Origin of the sequence: Actinopolymorpha alba DSM 45243, assembly GCF_000373925.1 — a bacterium.
GTDB lineage: Bacteria > Actinomycetota > Actinomycetes > Propionibacteriales > Actinopolymorphaceae > Actinopolymorpha > Actinopolymorpha alba.
Genome location: NZ_KB892792.1, coordinates 1 through 24,253 on the forward strand (window position 1 = coordinate 1; position 24,253 = coordinate 24,253).

At 67.3% G+C, this 24,253-nt stretch carries 20 protein-coding genes and 1 pseudogene; 13 read left to right on the forward strand and 8 right to left on the reverse strand.

All coding sequences use genetic code 11. The features are described from left to right. Nucleotides 1-886: 886 nt before the first annotated feature. Nucleotides 887-1,837, reverse strand: coding sequence for an endonuclease/exonuclease/phosphatase family protein (locus B141_RS0130975; RefSeq protein WP_020579080.1), 951 nt, complete (start codon nt 1,835-1,837; stop codon nt 887-889). A 206-nt stretch (nt 1,838-2,043) separates the two neighbouring features. Between B141_RS0130975 and B141_RS0130980 the strand changes: the two genes are divergently transcribed. The 4 genes from B141_RS0130980 to B141_RS46415 all read left to right on the forward strand — a co-directional run bounded on the left by B141_RS0130980 (nt 2,044) and on the right by B141_RS46415 (nt 7,618). Continuing rightward, the gene (locus B141_RS0130980) at nt 2,044-3,105 is read left to right on the forward strand and encodes a GNAT family N-acetyltransferase (protein WP_020579081.1); all 1,062 of its coding nucleotides are present in this window, start codon (nt 2,044-2,046) and stop codon (nt 3,103-3,105) included. A gap of 3 nt (nt 3,106-3,108) precedes the next feature. Next, entirely contained in the window at nt 3,109-5,193 is a 2,085-nt protein-coding gene (gene pta / locus B141_RS43750) for a phosphate acetyltransferase (RefSeq protein ID WP_020579082.1), read from the forward strand. Beyond that, on the forward strand, nt 5,190-6,389 hold the full coding sequence (locus B141_RS0130990) for an acetate/propionate family kinase (RefSeq protein WP_020579083.1): 1,200 nt from the start codon (nt 5,190-5,192) through the stop codon (nt 6,387-6,389). Before pta ends, B141_RS0130990 begins: the two co-directional genes overlap by 4 nt. Before the next feature lie 167 nt (nt 6,390-6,556). Then, a complete protein-coding gene (locus B141_RS46415; RefSeq protein ID WP_084678634.1) occupies nt 6,557-7,618 on the forward strand; it encodes a ChaN family lipoprotein in 1,062 nt (353 codons plus the stop codon). A 140-nt stretch (nt 7,619-7,758) separates the two neighbouring features. Here B141_RS46415 and B141_RS0131000 read toward each other — a convergent pair whose 3' ends face one another. The 3 genes and pseudogenes from B141_RS0131000 to B141_RS43760 form a co-directional block, all read right to left on the reverse strand. Further along, complete coding sequence (locus B141_RS0131000; RefSeq protein WP_020579085.1) at nt 7,759-8,097, reverse strand: WCX domain-containing protein; 339 nt, start codon at nt 8,095-8,097, stop codon at nt 7,759-7,761. Further along, nucleotides 8,098-8,181, reverse strand: a pseudogene (locus tag B141_RS53250) (WYL domain-containing protein); the annotation flags it as partial. A gap of 615 nt (nt 8,182-8,796) precedes the next feature. Next, on the reverse strand, nt 8,797-9,594 hold the full coding sequence (locus B141_RS43760) for a lytic polysaccharide monooxygenase auxiliary activity family 9 protein (RefSeq protein WP_020579087.1): 798 nt from the start codon (nt 9,592-9,594) through the stop codon (nt 8,797-8,799). A 350-nt stretch (nt 9,595-9,944) separates the two neighbouring features. Here B141_RS43760 and B141_RS0131015 point away from each other — a divergent pair, with 350 nt between their 5' ends. Continuing rightward, nucleotides 9,945-10,631 (forward strand): DUF899 domain-containing protein, encoded by a 687-nt coding sequence (locus B141_RS0131015; RefSeq protein WP_020579088.1) that lies wholly within the window; start codon nt 9,945-9,947, stop codon nt 10,629-10,631. A gap of 96 nt (nt 10,632-10,727) precedes the next feature. Here the strand turns inward: B141_RS0131015 and gdhA are convergent, their stop codons facing one another. Beyond that, nucleotides 10,728-12,077 (reverse strand): NADP-specific glutamate dehydrogenase, encoded by a 1,350-nt coding sequence (gene gdhA, locus B141_RS0131020; RefSeq protein WP_020579089.1) that lies wholly within the window; start codon nt 12,075-12,077, stop codon nt 10,728-10,730. A gap of 266 nt (nt 12,078-12,343) precedes the next feature. Here gdhA and B141_RS0131025 point away from each other — a divergent pair, with 266 nt between their 5' ends. Next, a complete protein-coding gene (locus B141_RS0131025) occupies nt 12,344-13,378 on the forward strand; it encodes a Gfo/Idh/MocA family protein (RefSeq protein ID WP_020579090.1) in 1,035 nt (344 codons plus the stop codon). A gap of 265 nt (nt 13,379-13,643) precedes the next feature. On the opposite strand, the gene B141_RS0131035 is transcribed toward B141_RS0131025, so the two are convergent. Continuing rightward, the gene (locus B141_RS0131035; protein WP_085944494.1) at nt 13,644-14,438 is read right to left on the reverse strand and encodes a helix-turn-helix domain-containing protein; all 795 of its coding nucleotides are present in this window, start codon (nt 14,436-14,438) and stop codon (nt 13,644-13,646) included. A 146-nt stretch (nt 14,439-14,584) separates the two neighbouring features. Between B141_RS0131035 and B141_RS0131040 the strand changes: the two genes are divergently transcribed. The 3 genes from B141_RS0131040 (at nt 14,585) to B141_RS48125 (ending at nt 15,906) form a co-directional block, all read left to right on the forward strand. Continuing rightward, on the forward strand, nt 14,585-14,953 hold the full coding sequence (locus tag B141_RS0131040) for a nuclear transport factor 2 family protein (protein ID WP_020579093.1): 369 nt from the start codon (nt 14,585-14,587) through the stop codon (nt 14,951-14,953). Nucleotides 14,954-15,078: 125 nt separating this feature from the next. Continuing rightward, nucleotides 15,079-15,423: a DUF1330 domain-containing protein gene (locus B141_RS0131045; RefSeq protein WP_020579094.1), complete on the forward strand. Its 345-nt coding sequence runs from the start codon at nt 15,079-15,081 to the stop codon at nt 15,421-15,423. A gap of 165 nt (nt 15,424-15,588) precedes the next feature. Further along, entirely contained in the window at nt 15,589-15,906 is a 318-nt protein-coding gene (locus B141_RS48125; RefSeq protein ID WP_169512990.1) for a hypothetical protein, read from the forward strand. Here the strand turns inward: B141_RS48125 and B141_RS43765 are convergent. Both B141_RS43765 and B141_RS46420 read right to left on the reverse strand, forming a co-directional pair. Beyond that, a complete protein-coding gene (locus B141_RS43765) occupies nt 15,875-18,199 on the reverse strand; it encodes a multicopper oxidase family protein (RefSeq protein ID WP_020579096.1) in 2,325 nt (774 codons plus the stop codon). The genes B141_RS48125 and B141_RS43765 overlap by 32 nt on opposite strands. A 64-nt stretch (nt 18,200-18,263) precedes the next feature. Further along, the gene (locus B141_RS46420) at nt 18,264-19,640 is read right to left on the reverse strand and encodes an alpha/beta hydrolase (RefSeq protein ID WP_020579097.1); all 1,377 of its coding nucleotides are present in this window, start codon (nt 19,638-19,640) and stop codon (nt 18,264-18,266) included. 348 nt (nt 19,641-19,988) lie between these two features. On the opposite strand from B141_RS46420, the gene B141_RS0131065 reads away from it, so the two are divergent. From B141_RS0131065 to B141_RS43775, 4 genes are read left to right on the forward strand one after another with little or no spacing between them, the layout of a single operon-like run. Next, complete coding sequence (locus tag B141_RS0131065; protein WP_020579098.1) at nt 19,989-21,371, forward strand: extracellular solute-binding protein; 1,383 nt, start codon at nt 19,989-19,991, stop codon at nt 21,369-21,371. Beyond that, a complete protein-coding gene (locus B141_RS0131070) occupies nt 21,368-22,315 on the forward strand; it encodes a carbohydrate ABC transporter permease (RefSeq protein ID WP_020579099.1) in 948 nt (315 codons plus the stop codon). Before B141_RS0131065 ends, B141_RS0131070 begins: the two co-directional genes overlap by 4 nt. A gap of 8 nt (nt 22,316-22,323) precedes the next feature. After that, complete coding sequence (locus tag B141_RS0131075) at nt 22,324-22,977, forward strand: carbohydrate ABC transporter permease (RefSeq protein ID WP_020579100.1); 654 nt, start codon at nt 22,324-22,326, stop codon at nt 22,975-22,977. Further along, on the forward strand, nt 22,974-24,236 hold the full coding sequence (locus B141_RS43775) for a glycoside hydrolase family 32 protein (RefSeq protein WP_020579101.1): 1,263 nt from the start codon (nt 22,974-22,976) through the stop codon (nt 24,234-24,236). Before B141_RS0131075 ends, B141_RS43775 begins: the two co-directional genes overlap by 4 nt. The last annotated feature ends 17 nt before the right edge of the window (nt 24,237-24,253 follow it).

Here is a 24,253-nt window from a genome sequence, read left to right on the forward strand (position 1 = left end):
TTCCTCGCCGTCACCGCCGCACGATCCCAGACCGCCCAGTCGACGCGGCCATCCCTGACATCGGCCGACCAGCCCCACACCGACCAGGCCATGATCCCGCTTACCTGCAACGAAATCCGACACAAACGCGCCACCTACACCCGACCTCGCCACCACCCATGGCACACCGAACGATGGAGCCGATACCGCCGACTCCACCAACACCGAGCCAAACTCTGCCACTACCACCGACGAAACCAAGATCACGATCTACGGCTGTAGTACTAATCACGAGTACGCGATAAATGACGTCTATGTGTGGGACCTCGACTTAGGAGACGACGCGGATCGCTATCTTTCCCGTGTAGTCGCACGAGGCCTCTCGTTTGCCCGTCACGCTTTGGGCTGCGCCAGGCGCCTTCCGGGCTCGGAGAGCTTGGTTGCGGTCGTGAGCGCGGGAGTTGGCGAGGATTTCCTGACGCACGGAACGACCCCCGCCTTCTTTACCCGACGAGGTAATTTCCGGACTGGATCGATGATCTGGAGAGATTCGAGATCGAGGCGGTGGCTGTACTTGGTCTGGCCGATGCGGCGGATGCTTGATGAGTTCCATCCAAGCAATCCTTCGGTGAATTCACATTCGCCGAGGACAGCAACTGGATCAGAGTGACCCACGAGGGGAACGCGAACACGTCGCAGGCGGATGATCACAAACGGCTACGGCCGCCCTTTGTCGAGGGCGGCCGTAGCTGGTGAGGCGTCAGCGCTTCTTGTCAGCCGCGGCTGTGTGGTGACGGTTGGCCGTGGCGACAGATCAATCCGTGGAGCCCGAGTCGATCCCGACCCGCTGCCCGGGTAGCGCGATCCGGTCAGTGTGCCGTCCGGCCGGCCGCGTGGTCAGGGGCCGTCAGATGGCCGGGATCCGCAGGATGGCCTGCACGGGCAGGTGGTCGCTGGGGAACTGTCCGTCCTGGTTGAACGTGTTGACGATCGCAGCGCGGGTCTGTACCTGCGAGGAGGTGAGGATCCAGTCGATCCGCGGACCGTTGGGGACAAGCGGCTGGTAGCCGTGGAAGGTGGCGTACAGCGGTCCGCGCGTTTGCGCTTCGGTCCAGGTGTCGAGGAGCGGGCCGTTCGTCACGAGCCGGTCGTAGACGGTCTGCCCAGTGGCGGCGGCCTCGTTGAAGTCACCGGTCATGACGACGGGAAGGTCCGGGTCGAAGTTGGGCAGCCGCGACAGGACCAGCGCGGCCGACTTGGCCCGAGCATCGGCGCTGAACGCCTCGAAGTGGGTGTTGACGGCGTAGAACTCGGCGCCGGTGCGCTTGTCGAGGAAGCGGATCCAGGTGACCATGCGCGGGCAGCAGCCGCCCCAGGTCTGCGAGCCAATGACGTTCGGGGTGTCGGAGAGCCAGTAGTGGTCGTACTCCAGCGGGTCGAGCCGCCGGGTGTCGAAGAAGATCTGCATCGCCTCGTCGCGGGAGCCGCCCTGGCGGCCCAGACCGATGCTGTCGTAGTACGGCGGCAGGTCGGCCTGGATGTCCCGGAGCTGCTGGTAGAGCCCTTCCTGCGTACCGATGAGGGCCGGCCGCTCAGCACGGAGCAACTCCCGCATGACGGGTCGACGCTGCTGCCACGAGTTCGGCGTGCTGGTGCTCGCGTACCGGAGGTTGAACGTCATCACGTGCAACTCCGACGGGCTCACCGGGCCGATGTCAGCGGTGGTGGTCACCTTGTCGGTCGTGGAGGTGGATGTCACGGTGGAGGCGGCGACTGCGGATGGCGTCAGGATGCCGGTGACCGCTGCCAGTGCGCCCAGCACCGTCAACAGCTGGCGGCGGGGGATGAGGCGAAGCATGAGACCTCCCGGTCGGTCGGGCCCGCGGTGCGGACAACCGGGAACGCTAGGAGCGCCGTGCCGCGGCGGCCGGTCCATCAGATGGCGGCATGGTGAAGATCCGCTGGCGTGATCAGGTTGTGGCACTGGCCTCGACATGCCTTGACCTGCGGACCGGGTCGCAGGTCGCGTGACCGTGTGTCACGGGCATCGGGGAGGATGGAGTGGTGACGGAGCCCAAAGCGGTCTGGATCACGACGCCGCGGCTCGTCCTGCGGCGTCCGCGCGCCGACGACCTCGACGACTACGTCCGCATCCACACCGACCCGCGCACGTACGCCCACGCGCCGCACGCGATGCCGACACCCGACGGTTGCCGCGACAGGCTCGCAGCCGACCTCGATGACTGGGACGCCTTCGGCATCGGGTATGCCGCCGTCGTCGACCGCGAGTCGGGCGAGCTCATCGGGTGGGCAGGCTTGCGGTACAAGAATTCCGACGACCACTTCTTCAACCTCTACTACCGGCTGACGCACGACCGCCTCGGCCAGGGCCTCGGCCGCGAGATCTCGCGGGCCGTCGTCGCCTGGGGCGTCGAGTACCGGCCCGAGGTGCCCGTCACGGCACTGGTCGACGACGTCAACGCCGCGTCGTTGGCCACGGCAAGGTCGTCCGGCCTCGTCGAGGCGGGCACCCGCGTCCATCGCGACGACCCGCCGGATGCAAAGCCGATGATCCTCTTCGAGGCGCCGACCGTGTCCGGCGTCGCGGCCGATGCCTTCGATGAGGCACTCGCCAGCGACGTCCTCGACCTCTGGGTGAGGGTCAACGACGCGGGCGGGTCCGTCGGGTTCCTGCCGGGCGCGAGCCGGGACGCGGTGCGTGCCGCGCTCGACCCCCACGTCGCCGACCTGCAGGCGAGCGTGACCATGCTCTGCGTCCTACGCGACCCCGACGGGACCTTGCGTGGCCTCGGCTTCTGGGAGCACTCGCGCGGCTTCCCGTACACCCACCTCGCCGGGCTCAAGCGGCTCATGGTCGACCCGGCCGCCCAGGGCCGCAACCTCGGACGCATCCTGCTCGGCGGGATGGTCGGCATCGCCCGGCGCGAGCTACCCGAGGTCGAGCTGCTCCGGCTCGACTACCGCGACGGGCTGGGCCTCGGCGAGTTCTACGGGCGCGCGGGATGGACCGAGGTGGGTCGAGTGCCGCGTGGCCTCAAGCTCTCCGAATCCGACTACCGCGACGACGTGACGATGGTCCGCCGCGTCGACGAGACACTGAGCTGATCCATGGCTCGCAGCGTGTACGTCGCCGCACCCGAGGGGCACACCGGCAAGTCCTCGGTCGCCCTCGGGCTGGTCGAACTCTTCGCCGCCCAGGTCCGGGTCGGCGTGTTCCGGCCGATCGCCCGGGCGGACCAGGACACCGACTCGGTGCTCGAACTGCTGCTGGAGCACGACGGGGTCGACCTCGGCTACGACCAGTGCATCGGCGTCACGTACGACGACGTGCACGCCGACCCGGACCGCGCGCTGGGCGAGATCATCCGCCGCTACCGCGCCATCGAGGGCCGCTGCGACGTCGTCGTCATCGTCGGATCGGACTACACCGACGTCGCCGGACCGACCGAGCTCGCCTACAACGCCCGGATCGCGGCGAACCTCGGCTCGGCCGTCGTGCTCGTCGTGTCCGCGCTGCATCGGGGCGCCGACGACGTCCGGCAGGTGGTCGACCTTTCGATGGGGGAACTGGCCGCGGGCCATGCCGAGGTGGTCGCGGTGGTGGCCAACCGCGCCGACCCGGGGCAGCTGGACGCGGTCCGCGCCGCGCTCGCCGAGGACACGGTGCCGACCTGGGTGATGCCGAACGTCCCGCTGCTGTCCGCCCCGACGGTGGCCGATCTGATGTCCGCGATCGGCGGCCGGATCGTGGCCGGTGACCCCGACCTGCTGGGCCGGGAGGCCGAGACCACGCTGGTCGGCGGGATGACCATGGACCACATCCTCGACCGGCTGACCGACGGCGCGGTGGTGATCGTGCCCGGCGACCGCTCCGAGGTGGTGCTCGCGATGGTCGCCGCGCACGCGTCGGAAAGCTTCCCGTCGTTGTCCGGGCTGATCCTCAACGGCGGCTTCGTACCGTCCGAGCAGGTGACCCGGCTGATCGGCGGACTGCCGCAGCGGCTACCGATCGTCGCGACCGACCTGGACACCTTCGACACCACCCGGCTGGTGGTGGAGACGCGCGGCCTGCTGTCGACGGGATCACAGCGCAAGTTGGACACCGCCCGCTCGACCTTCGCCCAGCACGTGGAAGGCGCGGCGCTGCTCGCGGCGGTCGATCTGCCGCGGTCGGAGGTGGTCACTCCGCTGATGTTCGAGTACGACCTGATCGAGCGGGCCGGCGCCGACCGCAGGCGGATCGTGCTGCCCGAGGGCACCGACGACCGGATCCTGCGGGCCGCGAGCACCCTGCTCGCCCGGGACGTCGTCGATCTGACCATCCTCGGCGACCAGGCCACGATCCGGGCCCGGGGCCGCGAACTCGGGCTCGAGCTCGACGCGGCGCGGATCATTGCCCCGACCGATCCGGAGCTTCGGGAGCGGTTCGCGCAGACGTACGCCGAACTCCGCGCGCACAAGGGGATGTCCGTCGACCGGGCCCGCGAGATCGTCGTCGACGTGTCCTACTTCGGCACGCTGATGGTGCACCTCGGACTCGCCGACGGCATGGTGTCCGGCGCGCAGCACACCACCGCGCACACGATCAAGCCGTCGTTCGAGATCATCAAGACCGTCGCGGGGGTGTCGATCGTGTCGTCGGTGTTCTTCATGTGCCTGGAGGACCGGGTGCTGGTGTACGGCGACTGCGCGGTCAACCCGGATCCGACCGCGGAGCAGCTGGCCGACATCGCGATCTCGTCGGCGGCGACCGCGGCCCAGTTCGGGGTCGCGCCGCGGGTGGCGATGCTGTCGTACTCCACCGGGGAGTCCGGCAGCGGCGCCGACGTCGACAAGGTCCGTACCGCCACCGAGATCGTCCGTGCCCGCGCCCCACAGCTGGTGGTCGAGGGCCCGATCCAGTACGACGCCGCGGTCGACCCGTCGGTCGCGCAGGCGAAGATGCCCGACTCGGCGGTCGCCGGCCGGGCGACCGTGCTGGTCTTCCCCGATCTGAACACCGGCAACAACACCTACAAGGCGGTGCAGCGGTCTGCGGGAGCGGTAGCGGTCGGGCCGGTGCTGCAGGGGCTGAACAAGCCGGTCAACGACCTGTCCCGCGGGGCGTTGGTGCAGGACATCGTCAACACGGTGGCGATCACCGCGATCCAGGCCCAGGCGCCCGCCGCCGGCGCCCGGGGCGGTGCGGCATGACCCGCCGGGTCCTGGTGATCAACTCCGGCTCGTCGTCGCTGAAGTACCAGGTGGTCGACGCCGACGACGGCACCGCGCTCGCTGTCGGCCTGGTGGAACGGATCGGCGCCACCGGCGGCCGGCTCAGCCACACCACCGCCGGGCAGCGACACGTCGTCGAGGTAGACGTGCCGGATCACGCGGCGGCGATGGCGGCGATGGCGCAGGCGTTCGCCGGGTACGGGCCGGAGCTGGCCGACGCCGGGCTGGTCGCGGTCGGGCACCGGGTGGTGCAGGGCGGAGAGGCGTTCGCCCGGTCGGTCCGGATCGACGCCGAGGTGCTGGACACGGTCATCGGGCTGAGCGATCTCGCGCCGCTGCACAATCCGGCCAACGCGGCCGGGATCCGGGTGGCGATGGCGCAGTTCCCGGACCTGCCCCACGTCGCGGTGTTCGACACCGCGTTCCACCTGACGGTGCCGCCGGTGGCGCACACGTACGCACTGGACCGGAAGATCGCCGCGGCGCACCGGATCCGGCGGTACGGGTTCCACGGCACGTCACACGCGTACGTGTCCCGGGCCGCCGCCGCGTTCCTCGGCCGGGAGCCGGACCAGACGAACGTGATCGTGCTGCACCTGGGCAACGGGGCGTCGGCGTGCGCGGTCCGCGGCGGGATCTCGGTGGACACCTCGATGGGGCTGACTCCGCTGGAGGGGTTGGTGATGGGCACCCGGACCGGCGACATCGACCCAGCGGTGGTGTTCCACCTGGCCCGCACCGCCGGGATGGACATCGACGCGATCGACGACGTGTTCAACAAGCGGTCGGGCGTGCTCGGGCTGAGCGGCCGGCAGGACATGCGGGACCTGGTCGACGCGGCCGAGTGCGGGGACGACGCCGCCCGACTGGCGCTGGAGGTCTACTGTTACCGGTTGCGCAAGTACCTCGGCGCGTACGCCGCGGTGCTCGGCCGGGTGGATGCGGTGGTGTTCACCGCCGGAGTCGGGGAGAACTCGGCCCCGGTGCGCGCCGGCGCGCTCGCCGGGCTGGAATCGCTGGGGATCGAACTCGACCCCGAGGCGAACCAGGTCCGGTCGAGCGAACCGCGCGACATCGCGACGCCGGGGTCGCGGGTCCGGGTGCTGGTGATCCCGACCAACGAGGAGTTGGAGATCGCCCGGCAGGCTCTTGAGGTGGTCGACTCCCGGGGCTGACTTGGTTCGCCAGGCCGCGGGCGACAACCCGGCCGGCGGCCTCCCTGGATCGATGAGTTTCCGGCCCCGGCGAGGTGACAGGGCGTGAAAGCGAGAGGTACGGCCTAACAGCGGCATAACAGCTGCCGTTGGGGCCGTGTTACTGCCCCGCCCGTAGAAATCGCACCATGACTGACCAGAGATTGACCCGCCGTAGGTTGGTGTCCCTCGCTGGCGCTGGTGTCGCGACCGTTGGCGGCGTTGCCGCCCTCGGGGCAACACCAGCTGCGAGCGCGAGCGACAACGCCGGCACCGAGAACAACACCAATAGCCTTGCCGCCGCCGTCCTCACCGCGTTGCGTCGGCACCGCATCGTCGCCATCGGCGAGATCCACGGCCAGCAGGAGCACCACGACGCCCTACAGACCCTGCTGCTCGATCCCCGGCTGCCGGCCATGGTGGATGACATTGTGGTGGAGTTCGGCAACGCGCTCTACCAGCCGATCATGGACCGTTTCGTGGCCGGTCCGGCCGTGGAGGACCGTGACCTGCGCCTGGTCTGGCGCAACACGACGCAATCACCGGTGGCCACCCATGACGCGTCGATGTACGAGCAGTTCTTCCGCACCGTCCGGGCGGCCAACTGGCCGCTTCCAGAAAACAAGAGGATGCGGGTGCTGCTCGGTGATCCACCGGTCGACTGGACCCGGGTGAGCACGCGGGACGACCTGCTGCCTTTCGAGGACCGGGACGGCCATCTGGTGTCGGTGATCAAGCGAGAGGTTCTCGACAAGGGACGGCGGGCCCTGGTCTGCTACGGCAGCCGCCACGTGATGCACGCACCGCCCGATGAGGAATGGGACACCGGAGTCGCGCAGATCGAGCAGCAGACCGGCCAGCGCGCGTACGTGATCCTGGCCGGCAGTCACCCGCGTCTAGCGTCGTCGCCCCGGCGTACGGTCATTCCCGCCAAGGGCACGTGGCTGGAATCGGCGGACACGAGCGAGTTCAACTACCTGCCCGGGCAGTGCGGGTTGCCGTTCGGGGCGGTCGCCGACGCATTGCTGTACCTGGGCCAGGTGGGAGAACAGACCCAGTCGCTGTGGAACCCCGCCACCTACCTCGATCCGGCGTACTGGACCGAACTCAACCGCCGCAAGGCGATCAAGGGCAGCCCCATCGACCTGGAACGACAGTACCGGCGAGAGCATCCAGTGGCATGGCCGACGCCACCGGACAGCCCTTGCTGACGGATGACCCACACCGACGCGCGATTCTCGAACTCGCTCTTCACGCTCTGCCGCCGCGGGCCAGACGTGAGCTTCGAGACATGGTTGTGCCACTCGCCGAGCCGCCGGCGTCGTGGCTGGTCAGCCTGGGCAGCCGATGCTCAGGAATGTGATGCGATGATCTTGCCTGCGGCGCGGCGCACCATGTTCGACAGTTCCGTCGGTGCGATGACCACGGCGTCGCCGCCCTGAGCAAGCACGGCTGCGCACGCTTCATCGGCGTTTTCGAGATCTGCCTCGACAAGGGACCAGCCCTCGATGTCGGGCCGCGCCGGAGCTGTTGCAGTGAATCGCCGTACGGCATGGTCTCGCACCCGCAAGAGGATCGGATATGAGGGCAATGTCGCTCGGAACTGCCGCTGGGCCTGCGCCCAGTACTGGGTTAGGTCGAAGTCGCTTGGCCGCGTGAGCGATTCGTCGGTCAGGGATGCCGATGTCATTCTGCTCAGCCGGTAGGTGCGTACCTCTCTGTTTGGCCGGGCGGCGACCAGGTACCACGCTCGGGTCTTGGCGGCCAGTGCGATGACCCAGTGACGTCAGACGAGCCACGGGCAACTCACTCCGACGTGTCGTCACAGCACTCGCGCTCACCGTCTGCGCCGTAGTTACTGCATCGGTGGTATCAGCTCAACCTGCGTTCGCAGCCCCAATGTGCGGTGGCTCCAGCCACTGGTCAGGCACCTGGGGCGGGCAGTACGACGCCTGGTACCCGACTACCTATGCCGGCTCCTACAACACCTTCTGCGAATTGCGTTTGGGGTCCTATTACGGTGGAACAGATGTCTTGCAAAGTGCCCTGAACTATTGCTACGACGCGAAAATATCGGTCGACGGCATCATCGGGTCCCGGACGGAGAGGGCAATGTTCCACGTAAATGACGTGGAACTGGACGTCTACAGCGGGAGTTACTCACCGACCATTCGCCGCTATATGGATTGGCCCAACTGGCACTACGCCAGTGGAAGCTGGCACTACCACTGCATCGACAACAACACCGGAGTAGACGACGGATCAGGCGACGAAATGCCGTAAGCAGCTATAGCCGACCCAGTGACACAACTGACGGGCGAGTGCGGACCGCCTCAGCTAACGCCGTTCCGGAGGCTGCCGAGCCTGACTGTTTGAAGACCGCTGACGTTCAGGAAAAGATCCACGCTCTTACTCTTTGGACGATTCGGTCCAGTATTGAGGTGGAATGCACCTCGCTGGCTTCGGGTTGGCTGGGAGCAGCCTTGTCCGAGCCGCCCGGGAAGGTCACATCGCTGCACAGGAAGTACGCCTGATCCTGGTGACTCGCCTGCCAGATCGTGTAGATCATGTGCCGTCCGGTGCGACCGGGTGCGCTGGCGGGAACGTCGATCGAGACACCGCGCCCAGCCTGCTTCCATTCGGACGCCGGAGTGTTGCCGATCTTGCCGATCGGCTCCAGGTCGCTCCACCGCAGTGGCTGCTTCACGGGGTCGAAACCCTGGCGCGTCACGTACACCCGGATGAAGTCGGTGCCGTGGCTGGCCTGGTCGAAGAGCCGGACCCGGAAGTTGTTCGACACCGGGGTGGTGACCCATGGGCCGACCTTGTCGAGTGCGTCGTAGCGACCGCCCTCCGCCCGACCACCGCTGCACAGCGTGCCGTCAGGGATACCCCTCCGGAAGTCATCGGCCAGGTTCTCCCGGTACAGACCGTTCCAGTTCCACATGGCGGCGGGGTCGGCCCGCCACGCCTGGTAACACATCGGGTCTTCGGTTCGCATCTTCGGGTCCTGGAAGTTGTCGCCCCACCGCTGCAGGCAGCTGTAGGCGCGCGACGCCGGTGCGACGACCGACCCGTGTGCGGACGCGACGTCCACCAGCCCGACCGTCGCCAGTAGGGCGGCGCCGAGGGAAACCACCAGGGCGCGCGTGAGCAGGGGTCGGCGTACGGATTGCAGAACCGACAAATTGCCTCCTGCCGTCGACGGCCCACGCAGCGACGGATCACCGCCACAGGTACGCAGAGTCACGAAAGCTAGCTACCTCGGGCGCCTGGCGTGGCGTCCCGCATCGCGGGAAGACTCACATGCGTCGATGTATATGTCAAACCGTCGACCAGGTAATCGGACACCTCGCCGCTGCGAACTGCCGAGGATCGTGCTGGCCCACCACGGACAAGGGGTTCCGCCAAGGGTCCGTCAATGGCTCCGCTGCGCCGTCAAAGAAGGTCTTCGGCCACCGATGAATTCGTCGGCCGGGCAGGGTCTATATCCACAAGCCACGTGCCGTGGACACAACGATGATCTTTGGGGAGCCAATGACCGCCAACGCACTACCGCAGATCGTCGACGCCGACACCTGGCAGCGCCAGCTCGATGCGCTGCGTGACCGGGAGAAGGCCGCGACCCGAGAGCTCGACGCGATCGCCGCGCAGCGCCGCCGAATGCCGATGGTCAAGATGCCCGACTACAGCCTCGAGGGCGAGGAGGGACCGGTCCGGCTGGAGGACATCTTCGACGGCAAGTCACAGCTGATCGTCTACAACCACATGTGGTTTCCTGGCGAGGAGTGGCAGTGCGGAGGCTGCACCGGGTTCACCTCACAGTTCACCCGGCTCGAGTTCTTGGACAACTACGATGCCCGGTTCGTCATCGTCACCCAGGGACCGATCGACGACGCACTCGCCTACAAGCGACGGGTCGGAAACAAGATGACCTGGTACTCCACAGCGAACAGTCCGTTCGGCGCCGACGTCGGCGCGCCGTCCGGCGGCGGATTCGCTGTCAACGTGTTCTTGCGCGACGACGACACCGTCTATCGCACCTGGCACACCAACGGCCGTGGCACCGAGCAGCTCAGCCACAGCTTCGCGCTGATCGATCTACTGCCATACGGCCGGCAGGAGGAGTGGCAGGACTCGCCCGAAGGCTGGCCGCAGTCACCCACCTACAGCCGATGGGCAACGTCCCAAGACATCGCCGCGCACTACGGCCTGAACTCCTGAGCGCGCCACGTGTCAGGAGAGACGTGACTGGTCGCGATCGCCAAACAGCAACCCGTGAACCGGTTCAGACGCTGATACCTGCGAGCGGGGTCAGGATCAGATGATGCCGAGGGCGAGCATGGCGTCGGCTACCCGGATGAACCCCGCGATGTTCGCACCGGCGACGTAGTTGCCGGGACTGCCATACTCGTCGGCGGTCTCGGCGCAGCGATCGTGGATGGCTCGCATGATCTCCTCGAGCCGCTGCTCGGTGTGTTCGAAGCTCCAGCTGTCGCGGGAGGCGTTCTGCTGCATTTCCAGAGCGCTGGTGGCGACCCCGCCTGCATTGGCGGCCTTTCCAGGAGCAAATCCGACACCGGCGTCGAGGAGGAGTTTGATCGCGTCGGGCGTGGCGGGCATGTTCGCACCCTCGCCCACAATCCGGCAGCCGTTCTTGATGAGGGTGAGCGCGTCGGCGCCATTGAGCTCGTTCTGTGTCGCCGACGGCAGGGCGATGTCGCAGGGAGTGTTCCAGATCGTTCCGCCCGGAACGTAGTCGACATGGCTTCCGCGCGCCTCGGCGTAGTCACCGACGCGGCCCCGCCGCACCTCCTTGATCTCCTTGAGGAGTTCGACGTCGATGCCTTTCTCGTCGACGACGTAGCCGTCGGAGTCGGAGCACGCGATGACGATGCCGCCGAGTTGGTGCACCTTCTCGATCGCGTGGATCGCGACGTTGCCGGACCCGGAGACGACGACGCGCCTGCCCTCAAACGTCGCGCCGCGTGCCCTGAGCATCTCGTTGACGAAGAAGACCGTCCCGTAGCCGGTGGCCTCCTTGCGTACCTGTGAGCCACCCCAGGCCAGGCCCTTCCCGGTGAGAACGCCGGATTCGTACCGGTTGGTCAGCCGTTTGTACTGGCCGAAGAGGTAGCCGATCTCGCGCCCGCCGACACCGATGTCGCCGGCCGGCACGTCGACGTACTCGCCGATGTGTCGGCACAGCTCCGTCATGAACGACTGGCAGAAGCGCATGATCTCCGCGTCCGAGCGACCCTTCGGGTCGAAGTCGGAGCCACCCTTGCCGCCGCCGATCGGCATCCCGGTGAGGGCGTTCTTGAAAATCTGCTCGAAGCCGAGGAACTTGACGATTCCGAGGTAGACGCTCGGGTGGAAGCGCAGGCCGCCCTTGAACGGTCCCAGCGCTGAGTTGAACTGCACCCGGAAACCGCGGTTGAGCTGCACGTCGCCGCTGTCATCGACCCACGGCACCCGGAAGATGACCTGCCGTTCCGGCTCGCACAGGCGGCGGATGACTGCCGCGTCGGCGTACTCCGGATGCTTGGCGACCACCGGCCCGAGGCTACTCAGGACCTCTAGGACAGCCTGATGAAACTCCTGCTCCCCGGGGTTGCGACGCAGTACCTCTGCGTATACGTCCTGAAGCTTTTCGTCGAGGTAGGTCACTGCGGCCCACTCCTGGCACAGTCGTCTCGGCGGTGACTCACCAGCCGAGAGAGGATGTCGAGATCAACGGCGGCGACGACGTCGTCCGACGAGGCTAGCGGTCAGCGCACCTGGCCGCGTCCATCCCGCTGTCGATCAGCCACCGAAGCCGCCGCGCGGGACCGTCCAGGTCAGGATTTGTCTGGCTAACGGTGGATCTGGTTCCGTCTCGCCCGACACGCCGACCGTGGCTTGCTGTGAGAGCCGAACCACTGAAGGAGGAAGCCATGCCTGCCGTTCGTCCTGGTCCTGTTCGCGTCGGCATCATCGGTGCCGGCATCATGGGTGCCAAGCATGCCGCAGCGGTCGCGGGCGATCCGCGCGCCGAGGTCGCCGGGGTCGCGGACGTCTCACTGGAGGCGGCGCGGAAGCTGGCCGCCTCGGTCGCCGCGCCTCTGGTGTCCGACGACTACGCCGCCCTGCTGGCAAGCGACGACATCGATCTGGTCACCGTCGCCACGCCGGACCACCTGCACGCCGAGATCTGCCGGAGGGCGGCGCGGGCGGGCAAACACGTCCTCGTGGAGAAGCCGCTCACGACGAACCTCGCCGAGGCGGACGACCTGATCGACGTCGTCCGTTCGAGCGGGATCACCGCGATGGTCTGCTTCAACCACCGCTGGATCCCGTCGTACGCCCAGGCCTGGCAGGAGGTCGCCGCCGGCCGGATCGGCCAGCCGGTGATGGCGTACGCCCGGAAGAACGACCGGATCTACGTACCGACCGAGATGCTCGGGTGGGCGTCAGCGACGACACCGGCGTGGTTCCTGTCGAGCCACGACATCGACCTGGTGTGCTGGTACCTCGGCGGGCGGGCGGTCGAGGTCTACGCCACGGCCGTGTCGGGAGTGCTGCGGGAGCGGGGTGTGGAGACGCCGGACGCGATCCAGGCGCAGGTGCGGTTCGATCACGGGGCGGTGGCGACGTTCGAGTCGTGCTGGATCTACCCGAACAGCTATCCCTCGATGACCGACTCGTTCATTGAGATCGTCGGACAGTCCGGGGTCATCCATCTCGAACGCAAGAGTGAACAGCTCGAGATCGCCCACAGCGCGGCGTTCGAGTATCCCCGTACCTCGATCGGCTCCACGATCCACGGCGAGGAACGCGGTGCGGTCCCTGCCGCCCTCCGCCACTTCATCACCTGTGTCATGGAGGGCCGCGAACCCCTTGTGACGTTGGAAAGCTCGCGCCACGTCACCGCCATCCTGGACGCCTTGCACCGGTCGCTCGCCTCCGAGCGGCCCGAAGACGTGCGGTAGGTCGGCTACGCCCCGGGGCCGAGGTGGCCTTCGAGGATGGTCTGAACGCTCGTCAGGCTCCCGTTGTTGACCCTGGCCACGACCGGCGGCTCGTCCCGGCGATCGTCGGAGAACCCCACGTCGCGAACTCATGGACCAACGGCACCGGGCACCTCCAGCCATTCGGGGAACGTGCTGAGGGTGATTATCACGGGTCGGCTCGCGGGATCGTGCCCCCGCGTGACACCCGGCGTCTAGTTCGAAGGTGTCAGCTACGCATACCGGCTCATGTCCCAGCGAAGGCGTGGAGCGTTTCGGTGGTCGTCGGGTCGGCAGGGAAGAAGGCCTCGATGGCCAGCCCGGCGACGGTGACGTCCAGAGGCGTGCCGAAGAGGGTGGTGGTGCTGAAGAAGGACAGCTCCTGGTCGTTGTGGCGGTACCGGAGCGGGATGACGACGCGCGAAACGGCGTCGTTGATCGGTGCCGCATGGCCGTTGCCGCCGGGATAGCCGCGAAGCTCCTCGTGCAGTTCGTACAGGGCCGGGTCGTTGGTTGTCACGGCCTGCTGGCGCAGCCGGTGGAGCAGGTGGGCGCGCCACTCAGGCAGGTTGAGGATGCGCGGGGCCATGCCGTCGGGGTGCAGGCTGAGCCGCAGCACGTTGATCGGTGGGGTTAGGAGGTGGGGCTCGGCGCCGGCGGTGAGCAGGGCGACGGCAGGGTTGGCTTCGACGAGATGCCAGTGCTGGTCGATGAGCACCGCGGGGTACGGGCTGTGTCCGTTGAGGATCTGCCCTACAGCGGCACGTACCGGAGCCAGGTCCGGGTCGCTCAGCTCGTGGCTGGGGTAGGCGGGCGCGTAGCCGCCGGCGAGCAGCATCGTGTTGCGCTCAGCCAGCGGCATGTCAAGCTGCTCCGCCAGCCGCAGGATCAGTTCCGGGCTCGGCCGAGATCGCCCGGTCTCGACGAAGCTTAGATGCCGGGCCGACACCCCCGCCTCGAGCGACAGGTCGAGCTGACTCATCCTGCGAGTTCGGCGCCAGTCGCGCAGCAGCTCCCCGACTGGTTGCGCCGGCCTGGTCATGGTCGTCACGCCACCGACCCTAAATTACCGCGCCGGCGCACCGTCCATTACCTGCGACGTAATCGACAGCGCGCCGAGGCGCCGGAGATCCTCTCCTCCAGGGGCGGCGACAACCCGACCCATTCCCAGCAAACGAGGAGAGATCCATGGCTACCACGTTCGACGATCTGGCCGAGCGGTACATCGCGATCTGGAACGAGACCGATCCGGCGAGGCGGCGCCAGGACATCGACGACCTGTGGGCTCCCGAGGGCCGCTACGTCGACCCGCTGGCCGTCGCCGAGGGCCGGGATGCGATCGACGCGACGATCGCCGCAGCGCAGAGCCAGTTCCCCGGCATGAGGTTCCGGTTGGCCGGACCGGTCGACGGCCACCACAACCAGGCCCGCTTCACCTGGGAGCTCGGGCCAGAAGACGTCGAGGCACCGATCGTAGGCTTCGACGTCGCAATAACCGACGGCAACGGACGGCTGACCCAGGTTCTGGGTTTCCTGGACCGAGTACCAGCGGCGTAACGACCCCGCGGCCGCCCCTGCTCACCACTCGACAGCGGACCTGGGAGCGTGGTGCTGTCCAGCCCGCACCCAACGAGGACCACCGGCACGCGCGCCGGGAACCGACCGTAACGAACGGAGAACTCATGACCGCGTACGCGTTTGCTCACCTGCGTAAAGCACCCATCCACGCCGACGTGCTCGAGTACATGGAGCGCATCCAGGCCACCCTCGACCCTTTCAGTGGCCGGTTCATCGTCCACGGCGGAGCCACCGACGTACTGGAAGGCAACTGGCCGGGCGATGTGGTGATCATCGAGTTTCCTGACATGGCCAAGGCCCGCTCCTGGTACGACTCCAGCATCTACCAGGAGATCAAGCCCCTACGGACAAGGCACCTCGCCGGCGAGCTGATCCTTGTAGAAGGAGTTGAGCCCAACCACAACTCATCGCAGATGGCCGCCGAACTCCGTCAAGCCAATGGTCTGTAGCGTCGTGAATCAGACCCCGGCCCGACGGAGGCTCATCGGCAGAAGCGGACGCGCCGCCCTGCCGGGTGCGCTTTTCATGACTTCCGCGTTTCCATCTACAGCTTCGCCGACGAGGTGTTGGTGCGTTGCCCGTCGTGCAGCGGCTGCGCCGTGGTCCTTCAGCGCATGGCTTCGATTCGGACCGGTCGGCGACACCTGCTCCAACACCTCTACATCGTCAGCAGTGCACTCCCGGATCAGCTGGACCGCCGCGACACGTCGATCAGGAGAAGAATGATGCCCGAGCAGCCAAACAAGAGGTTGCATGACAACCCGTACCTCCGTGGCATGAAGGCCTTGACGGTCGGGTTCGCCATTCTCGGTGCGATCACCTACCTGGCTAACCCAGGCTCGGCGCTGGGTACATCGCTCCTTGCAGCCTCCGGCACATTGCTCGCCGCATGGCTCGTCGTCAGCGCGCTGCTGTGGAAGCCGCCGGGCTAAGCCCCACGGCGGCCTCGTTTACGGTATCCACAAGGGATGTCGCCCTAGTCGCGGCTTGCGCCGTTAGGCCAGATGACGGTGACCGGGGTGCCGATGCTTTTGGCAAGTGCGTGCTGGCTTCTGGCATGTTGCCGGTCGCGTGGCCGGCCCGGTAGGGGGTGGTCACGCCTTCGTAGCCGAGGTGGGTGACCATGCCCTTGCTCGAGTGCTGCAGGTTGTGACAGTGGTCCATCCAGATGCCGGGGTTGTCGGCGCGGAACGCGACCTCATAGATGTCGCCGACCCTGACTTCGAGGGTGTCGGTCCACCATGGGCTGCCGGTGACCGGTTGTCCGTTGTGGCTGAGGACGAGTACGCGGTGACCGTGTAGATGGAACGGGTGATTGACGTGGCCGCGGCCGACGAGGGTCATCTTGACAAGGTCACCTTGACGCACCATGAACATCGGGGTTTTGGGAAAGACTTCGCCGTTGACGGTGACGCGGGCCTCGAAGCGGCCGTCGTAGAAGCCTGGCCCGTCGTCGAAGATCATCGTGAAGTTTCGGTCGAACTGGCTCGTGGCGCTGAACGCGGTCGGTGTCGGGGTGCCGTAATGAGCCCGATCGAAGAGCAGTCCGCTCTCATCAGGTGTTGGTGCTGTCCCTTTTCCGTCCGGACTGAGCGCGAGGCCGTTGGTCGGATCCTCCATAGCGGTCAGCCGAACCGGTCGATCCGGCATGGTGAATGTCAGGTCAGCTCGTCCACCTGTGCCGATCCGCAGTCGGGTGCCGGATGGGAGTTCTCCAGGCTGGTGCACCTCGTTGCCGTCGGTGGCGGCCACCCGAAAAGGGACTCCGGTGAGGATGAACGTGGGAGTCCGTTCGTCGTTGGCGGCGGCGGGCCCGGTGTTGATCAGTCGGAGGCGCACCTTGCTGCCTGCCGGAATGGCTCGCCTGCTCAGGACATCAGCGGTGTCGAAGGTGATCCTCGGCTCCGAGCGCGAGTATGGGTTCGCCTTCAGCATCTTCCAGTCGTGGACGGTCACGGAGAAGTCGTACGGCTCTGGCTTCGCGCTTCTGGGCAGCGAGACCAGCGCGCCGTACAACCCTCTGTCCACCTGCCTGAAGGCGTCCTGGTGTGAGTGGTACCAGAAGGTGCCGACCTGGTGGGCACGGAATCGGTAGGTGTGGGACTGCCCGGTCTGGACCGCGTTCTGAGTAACACCTGGTACGCCGTCTTGTGCGTTCGGGACATCGAGTCCATGCCAATGGAGCGTCACGCCGATTCCTGGAATCTTGTTGACCAGCGTGACCTGGACGAGATCGCCTTGTCGGACACGGAGTTCGGGGCCGGGCACCTGCCCGTTGAAGGTCAACGCGTCCACCACACGCCCAGAGGCGAACACGATGCGCTTCTTCTCCGCGGTGAGCGTGAATACCCGATCCGGCTGGCCCTTGATGTCGTCACCACCGGTCAGGTCGGCCACGCTGCGGTTGTCGGGCAGGTTGGAGTTGTCGGGCGTGCTGTGGCCATGAGAGCCGGGGCGGCTGTGAGGCATGGCATGGTGATCGCCCATCGCTGGCCCACCGCCGTAGTCCATGTTCTCGCCCACGCTCATGTCGTAAGAGGGGGCGAGTTTGCTGGCGTTCATGGCGGCGTACGCGCTGACCGCCACCAACGCGGCAATCACACCGAGGGCCGTGATCGTCCGCACGAGACGGACGCCAACGCCAGGACGACGACGGGCATCCGAACCACTCATGATGCGTTGCCTGCGAAGCTGCCGGAGCCACAGCAGTCCAAACGCAACGGCCAGCAACCCGTTGATCGCCAGGACATCCGAGATGTACGGCGGAACAGGTCGCTGCACGACCAGGTTGTAGGAGGACAGCAGTCCAGCAATGCCAACCGCCTGGACAGGTACGACGAGGCGAGGATCGCTCGCGTCGAACCGCAACTCGGCACGCAACGGTGAGGTGGACTCGCCGGAGCAGCGTCGGCGCAGTCGCACGATTCTCGGCAACGACCAGGCGAGGGCGACGGCCGTCGCCGCGACGAGCGGTGGCAATGCGACGACGACACGGTTGCTGGCGAAAACCCAGCCGTACGTCGCCAAGCCAGCAGTGAGAAAGATCAGGCCGAGCACACCGATCCCGGCGAGGGCAAGCAACGTAAGCGTGACTCCGAGCGACCGGCGTAGTTTTACCGAGCCCTGGCGGTAGACGAGCTGCCCCGCACGGTGCCCGGCGAAGGAGCCGAAGATGAACGTCAGTAACGGAATGACTTCGCTGAGGCTGAGAAAGATGTTGAACACGGACTAGCTCCCGATGTGGACAGGCGGAGGACTGGGATGACGCGCGAGTAGGGCCGTTGAATCGTCAGCTCAGGGTCCTGGCGAAGAAGTCCGCCACCAGGTCGGTGAGTTGTTCGGCAGATGGGTGTTGGCCTGGGGTCGCCATCGTGTGGCCGGTGCCCTGGACTTCGATAAAAGTGGTTGCGACACCGGCACTCCGTAGCTTTTCGGCGAATTGGATTGAGTTGCGGGGAGTGACGTCGGTGTCCTCGGCGCCGTGGAGGATCAGGAAAGACGTGCTGGTCGCTTTGACGTAGCTGCTGGTGCTGGCCGCTCGCCGTATGGCGGGTGAGCTCCCGAGGCCGACCTGGACGATGAAGTGGCCAAAGGGTGAGGTGTCGTCGAAGTCAGCCAGGTTGTAGGGGCCGAACATGTCGACGACGGCTTGGACGGCGCTGGATTGTTCGAGGTACTGGCCCTGGTCGAATCCGGCTTCTGGCCCGGCGAGGCCGAGCATGGCTGAGAGGTGCCCACCGCCGCTGCTGCCCCACGCGCCGATCCGTCCGGCGTCGATGCCGAGGTCGGCGGCGTGTGCACGCAGGAACCGCACGGCGCATTTGGCGTCCTGGACGGGTGCCGGCCAGGGCGTGCCGGGGGTGAGTCGGAAGTCGATCGAGGCGACCACGAATCCGCGAGCGTTCAGCTGCCGCAGTAGTGGCACGAAAAGGGCGTCCCTGGGGTTGACGAGTGTCGCGCTAAATCCGGTGAGTTTGCGGCTACCGAGGACGCCTGGTCCGCCGCCGTGGACGTACACCACTGCCGGCGCCAGATCCCCTTTTCGCGCGGAGGAGGTTGGGGTGTAGATGTCCATGGCAAGGGGTACGCCGTCCGGACGGCAGTACTCCACGGTGCTTCGCTGCCCGGCGGGCAGATTCCGTGGCTGGGCGGTGCCACCCGGAAACCCGGCCCCGCTGAACCCGTCGCTGGACGCCGTAACCCCGAGCAGGGCGCCCCCCAGCACGATCAGTGTCAGCGGTATGACCGCCGCGGTGGCAAGCACCCGCGAGAGGCGTGACCGGCTGGTGCGGTGCCCGAATGCCGACGCCAGAGTGAGCCCGGCAACGGCGACGATCTGGAGGGCAACGCAGATGACGTCGATGAATCCGACCGCGGTGTTCACGGAAGTCCACGGGTCGGGCCCGGGCAGGATCCCGGTGAGCCCGGTCAGCACCCACAGGGTGACCACGGCGAGAGCGGAGCCGGCGGCCAGCAGGACCCGCCGCCGGGTGGGGCGGGCCAGTACGCACCCGCCCACGACGAGTTGCGCTGCCCCGAGCCCGGCGAACAGCAGGCCGTACGACCACGACGTACGCCAGAGCGCGGGCAACGGAGCCAGATAGACCGCGGCCCCACCCATCGAGGAGACCAGCGCGGTGATCAGCAGCAGACTTCGCCGCGGCATCGGCCGCTGCACGTCCTGTGCTGTGGGGGAGACCGATCGGGCGGAGGAAACCTGAGGCGGAGAGGGGATGCCAGACATACGGCGATACTCGCCGGCTCGGGGTAGGCAAAGCGTCCTCCGCACGCAGACACCTGCCGCCCCGGCTACTACCGCGGCGTACTCCCGGAGGAGTAGGCACCGGAGGAGTAGGCGCGAGGGGAGTGGGCGCCGAATGAGTAGGCCCCTGGGGCGACGCGCCCGGAACTCGTACAGGAATCAGCCGGCTCGTCGACGCCAGCCTGTTGACCGAATCGCCGCGCACGAGCACACTACCTGACACGTGTCAGGCATGTACCCAAGGATGTGGACATGGAACTTTCCCGTCGGGCGTTGATCGCGCTGGCCGGTGCCGGCGCGGTGGGAACGGCACTGTCGGCCGGACGACTGGTCGGGGCCGACATCCCCGGGCGCGGGTCGGACGCGCTCACGGTCGCGATCCTGGGTACGGCCCAGGACGCGGCTGCTCGCGCCGATCTGGTCGCAGCCTTCAACAAGGTCCACCCGGACATCCGGGTGCGGATCATGCCGGTCCAGGGCCAGGACTGGAGCAACTTCTTCGCCAAGATCCTCACCCTGGTCGCGGCCGGCACCCCACCGGACGTGGTCGTGGTGGCGACCGAGGGTGCTCAACTGTTCGCGGATCGGCTGGCCGAGCCGCTGGACGCCTACGTCAGGCGCGATGCGGCGGTGCTGCGGGAGTACTTCGACGATGTGCACCCCTCGTTGATCGAGGCGTTCATGTATCAGGGCAGCTTGTTCCAGCTGCCGATCGACTTCAACGCCGCGAATCTCTACTACAACGCCAGTGCATTGCGGAAAGCGAACCTGGACCGGCCCGCTGACGACTGGACGACCGACGACTTCTTGTCGGTCGCGCGGGCGATGGGCAGGTCCAACCCCGGCGCGTTCCGCCCGTTCTTCTGGACGAACCGGCTGTGGGGCGGGGTGGTGCCGTGGCTGTACATCAACGACACCTCCTTTCTCACCGAGCGCAAGGCCTCTGGTGGCGAGTGGTTCTGGTCGCGGTTCTATCCGCACGAGACCGGCCGCGGCGGCGGCTATGAGTGGACCGAGCCCAACGCAGAGGACCCCAAGGTCGCGGAGACGTTCGAGTTCCTCCGCGCGATGGTGGCCGAGGGCATCGGGTCGTCCCCTGCCCAGGGCGGTGGCGGCGAGCTGGTCGCGCGGTTCGCTCAGGGCCAGATCGGTCTCACCCCGGCCGGTGGCTTCTGGGTGGAGGGCCTGTCCGAGGGTGGCATGTCGCAGGAGTCGTACGACGTGTCCTTCTTCCCGAAGTGGAAGACCCAACGGCATCAGTTCGGCGCCGCTGGTTACGCGATCATGAGGACCTCGCAGCGCAAGGACGCCGCCTGGGAGTGGGTGAAGTTCTGCGTCTCGCGGGAGGGCATGAAGTTCGCGTTCCCCAAGCCCAGCACGACCCCGGTGCGCCGGTCCATGCTGACCGACGCCTTCTATGCGGGCAAGGGCCCCAAGCACTGGCGGGTCTTCTACGACACCCTCGACCGGTTCCCCACCACCGGTCCCATCCCGGCGCCGCCACAGCAGGCGGCCGTCGAGTCCGCCTTGATCAAGAACGTCGTCGGCGCCGTCACGGGCAGCGCGGCCAACGTCAAGACCCAGATGAGCATCCTGAACCGCGACCTCGCGCTCGCCCTGAGGAGGAATTCGTGACAGCGACCGGTACCACCCCCACCCGGGCGCGCGGTGCCACGGCGTCCTCGGCCGCGACTCGCGGCGGCTCCCGTGCCCCGGCCTTGATGACCTGGGGCTTCCTGGCTCCCACACTGATCGGTCTGGGGCTGTTCACCTTCGTACCGATCGTCGGCTCGCTGCTGCTGGCATTCTTCCGGTGGGACATCATCACTGCCCCCGAGTTTGTCGGCCTGGCCAACTTCGTCGACCTGGTGGCCGACCCGATGGTCCGGGTCTCGTTCCTCAACACGTTCGGGTTCGTGATCGTGACCGTCACCCTGCAGCTCGGGATCGCCTTGGTGCTCGCCCTCGGGGTGCAGTCGGCGATGCCGACCTGGTTGCGCACCATCCTGCGCTCGGCGTACTTCTTCCCGCTGATCCTCAGTGCCGCATCGGTGTCGCTCGTCATGGCCTACCTGTTCAACGGCGACTTCGGCCTGATCAACCAGGTGCTCACCACCCTCGGGCTGCCGGCCGTGGGCTGGCTGACCTCGGGGTTTCCGGCTGCCGCGGTAACCGTGCTGGTGGTGTACGTGTGGCAGAACTTCGGTTTCACCTTCCTGCTCTTCGTCGGCGGCCTGGCGGCCGTCCCGAAGGAGGTGTACGAGGCGTGCTCGATCGACGGCGCGACTGGCTGGCGAAAGTTCCGCATGATCACGTTGCCGTTGCTCAGCCCGACCATCCTGGTTGCCTCGGTGATGGCGGTGATCTCCGCGCTGCAGATCTTCGACCAGCCGTACGTGCTCACCCGCGGTGGCCCTGGTGACTCCACCCGCACCGCGGTGATGGTGATCTTCGAGTCCGCCTTCCAGCAGCTGCAGTTCGGCCGGGCGTCGGCGATCGGCATCGTGCTGACCCTGATCATCGTCGCCGTCACCGCCGTGCAGTTCCGGCTGTCCCGTCGCTTCGTCTTCTACGGCTGAGGAGCATCATGACCACCGCAACCGTCGGGGCCGGCCATGTCCCGCCTCGGCCCCGCGTCCGGACCTCCGGTGGCGTCCGCACCGTCGCTCGCTACGCCTTCCTGATCGGTGCTGCCGCCCTTACCCTCGGCCCGGTGATCTGGACCCTGTGGACCTCGATCACCCCGCTGGACGAGGCCACGAACACCCGCTTCCTGTCGGTCGGCGCGTACGGCGACGTGTTCAAGCAGGTCAACATGTGGCTGCTGGTGTGGAACAGCGCGCTCGTCACGCTGCCGACCGCGTTCGGCGCCTTCCTGATGCGGCAGTATTTCCTCGGCCTGCCCACCGAGCTCAGTGAGGCGGCCGCGATCGACGGCGCCGGGCCGGTGCGGACGTTCTTCTCGATCTTCGCTCCGCTTTCCGCCCCCGGTCTCGCGATCGTCGGGATCTTGGCGTTCAACTATCACTGGAACGAGTTCTTCCGGCCGCTGATCATGGAGATCAGCGAGGAGAACTTCACCCTTCCGCTCGGTCTGGTGACCCTGCAGGGCAATCTTGGTACTGGGAGCGTCGCCACCGTGCTCGCTGGTGTCGTCCTCTCCATGCTGCCTGCCCTCGCGGTCTTCATCATCGGTAACCGGCCGCTGCGCGAGGGACTTACAGCAGGGAGTGGCAAGTGACGGATCTGACCGCCGGCTCGGCGCCGGCATCGGCCGTGCCCGATGACGACCGGATTTTCCCGCGGCTGCACGGCCGTCCGGCGTCGGGCTGGCTCAACGATCCCAACGGGGTCGGCCGGATCGACGGGACGTGGCACGTCTTCTATCAATACAACCCAGACGAGCCGGTGCACGCCAACGTGCACTGGGGCCACATGACCTCTCCCGACCTGGTGCGGTGGACGACCCGGCCCGTGGCGCTCGCGCCCCGGCCGGGCGGCATCGACGCGGCGGGCTGCTGGTCTGGGTGTCTGGTCGACGACCATGGCACCCCGACCCTGGTCTATACGGCCGTCGCCGATCGGTCCGGCGCGCAGGTCGTGCTGGCCCGCGGCGACCGCGCCCTCGAGCGGATCACGCCCGAGGCGACCGCGGTCATGGGCATGCCCGCCGATCCGGCGATCACCGACGTGCGCGACCCGTACGTCTTCACCGTCGGCGAGCGGCGCTTCGCGGTCCAAGGCGCCGGCGCCCGCGGCGGCGTAGGCGAGATCCTGCTCTATGCCTGCGACGATCTGACCCGCTGGACCGAGCTTGGCAGCCTGCTGCGGGCAGACCATCCGATCGTCGCCGAGGCGGCGGGGGCCGTCATCTGGGAGTGTCCCAATCTCGTCCCGCTCGACGACGGCTGGCTGCTCGTCGTCTCGCCGCTGCGGCCCGAGGGGGAAGGACAGCTGCGGGCGGCGAACGTGGCCTGGATCCACGGCGACCTCATCACCGCCGGCGATTCGCTGACGTTCACGCCGCGGCACGCGGGGGTCCTCGACGCAGGCCCGGCCTTCTATGCCCCGCAGCTGGTCGCGGTCGACGGCCGGGTGCTGTGCTGGGGCTGGTCGTGGGAACTCGAGCGGACCGCCGAGCAGGTGGCCGCGGCCGGCTGGCAGGGCGTGCTGACCTTCCCGCGCGAGGTGTCCTGGGCGGGGGAGGCCCCCCGGCTGGCCCCTGCTCGGGAGCTCGCCGCGCTGCGCCACGCCGAAGTCGCCGCCGGCGCCCCACTCCCGGCCGCTTTCGAGGCGGTTGGGAGCGCGCTGCGTCTCACGCTGGGCGGCGCGCCGTGTTGGCCTGCCGACCTCTCGGTCACGCGGGTGCTGGTCGATGGCAGTCTGGTCGAGGCGTTCACGGACGACGCCCAGAGCTGGACGACCCGCGCGTACCCTGAGCACGGCGTCGAATTCGCGATCCACGGAGCGACCGAGATCCGCGAACTCCGGCAGCCCTGAGACCCCTTGGGGACGCT

What these genes read in the sequence shown, in the direction of transcription:
- B141_RS0130975 (WP_020579080.1), bottom strand. Translation starts at nt 1,837, where the DNA reads ATGCTTCGCCTCATCCCCCGCCGCCAGCTGTTGACGGTGCTGGGCGCA.
- pta (WP_020579082.1), top strand. Translation starts at nt 3,109, where the DNA reads ATGGCTCGCAGCGTGTACGTCGCCGCACCCGAGGGGCACACCGGCAAG.
- B141_RS0130990 (WP_020579083.1), top strand. Translation starts at nt 5,190, where the DNA reads ATGACCCGCCGGGTCCTGGTGATCAACTCCGGCTCGTCGTCGCTGAAG.
- B141_RS46415 (WP_084678634.1), top strand. Translation starts at nt 6,557, where the DNA reads ATGACTGACCAGAGATTGACCCGCCGTAGGTTGGTGTCCCTCGCTGGC.
- B141_RS0131000 (WP_020579085.1), bottom strand. Translation starts at nt 8,097, where the DNA reads ATGACATCGGCATCCCTGACCGACGAATCGCTCACGCGGCCAAGCGAC.
- B141_RS0131015 (WP_020579088.1), top strand. Translation starts at nt 9,945, where the DNA reads ATGACCGCCAACGCACTACCGCAGATCGTCGACGCCGACACCTGGCAG.
- B141_RS0131025 (WP_020579090.1), top strand. Translation starts at nt 12,344, where the DNA reads ATGCCTGCCGTTCGTCCTGGTCCTGTTCGCGTCGGCATCATCGGTGCC.
- B141_RS0131035 (WP_085944494.1), bottom strand. Translation starts at nt 14,438, where the DNA reads ATGACCAGGCCGGCGCAACCAGTCGGGGAGCTGCTGCGCGACTGGCGC.
- B141_RS0131040 (WP_020579093.1), top strand. Translation starts at nt 14,585, where the DNA reads ATGGCTACCACGTTCGACGATCTGGCCGAGCGGTACATCGCGATCTGG.
- B141_RS0131045 (WP_020579094.1), top strand. Translation starts at nt 15,079, where the DNA reads ATGACCGCGTACGCGTTTGCTCACCTGCGTAAAGCACCCATCCACGCC.
- B141_RS48125 (WP_169512990.1), top strand. Translation starts at nt 15,589, where the DNA reads ATGGCTTCGATTCGGACCGGTCGGCGACACCTGCTCCAACACCTCTAC.
- B141_RS46420 (WP_020579097.1), bottom strand. Translation starts at nt 19,640, where the DNA reads ATGCCGCGGCGAAGTCTGCTGCTGATCACCGCGCTGGTCTCCTCGATG.
- B141_RS0131065 (WP_020579098.1), top strand. Translation starts at nt 19,989, where the DNA reads ATGGAACTTTCCCGTCGGGCGTTGATCGCGCTGGCCGGTGCCGGCGCG.
- B141_RS0131075 (WP_020579100.1), top strand. Translation starts at nt 22,324, where the DNA reads ATGACCACCGCAACCGTCGGGGCCGGCCATGTCCCGCCTCGGCCCCGC.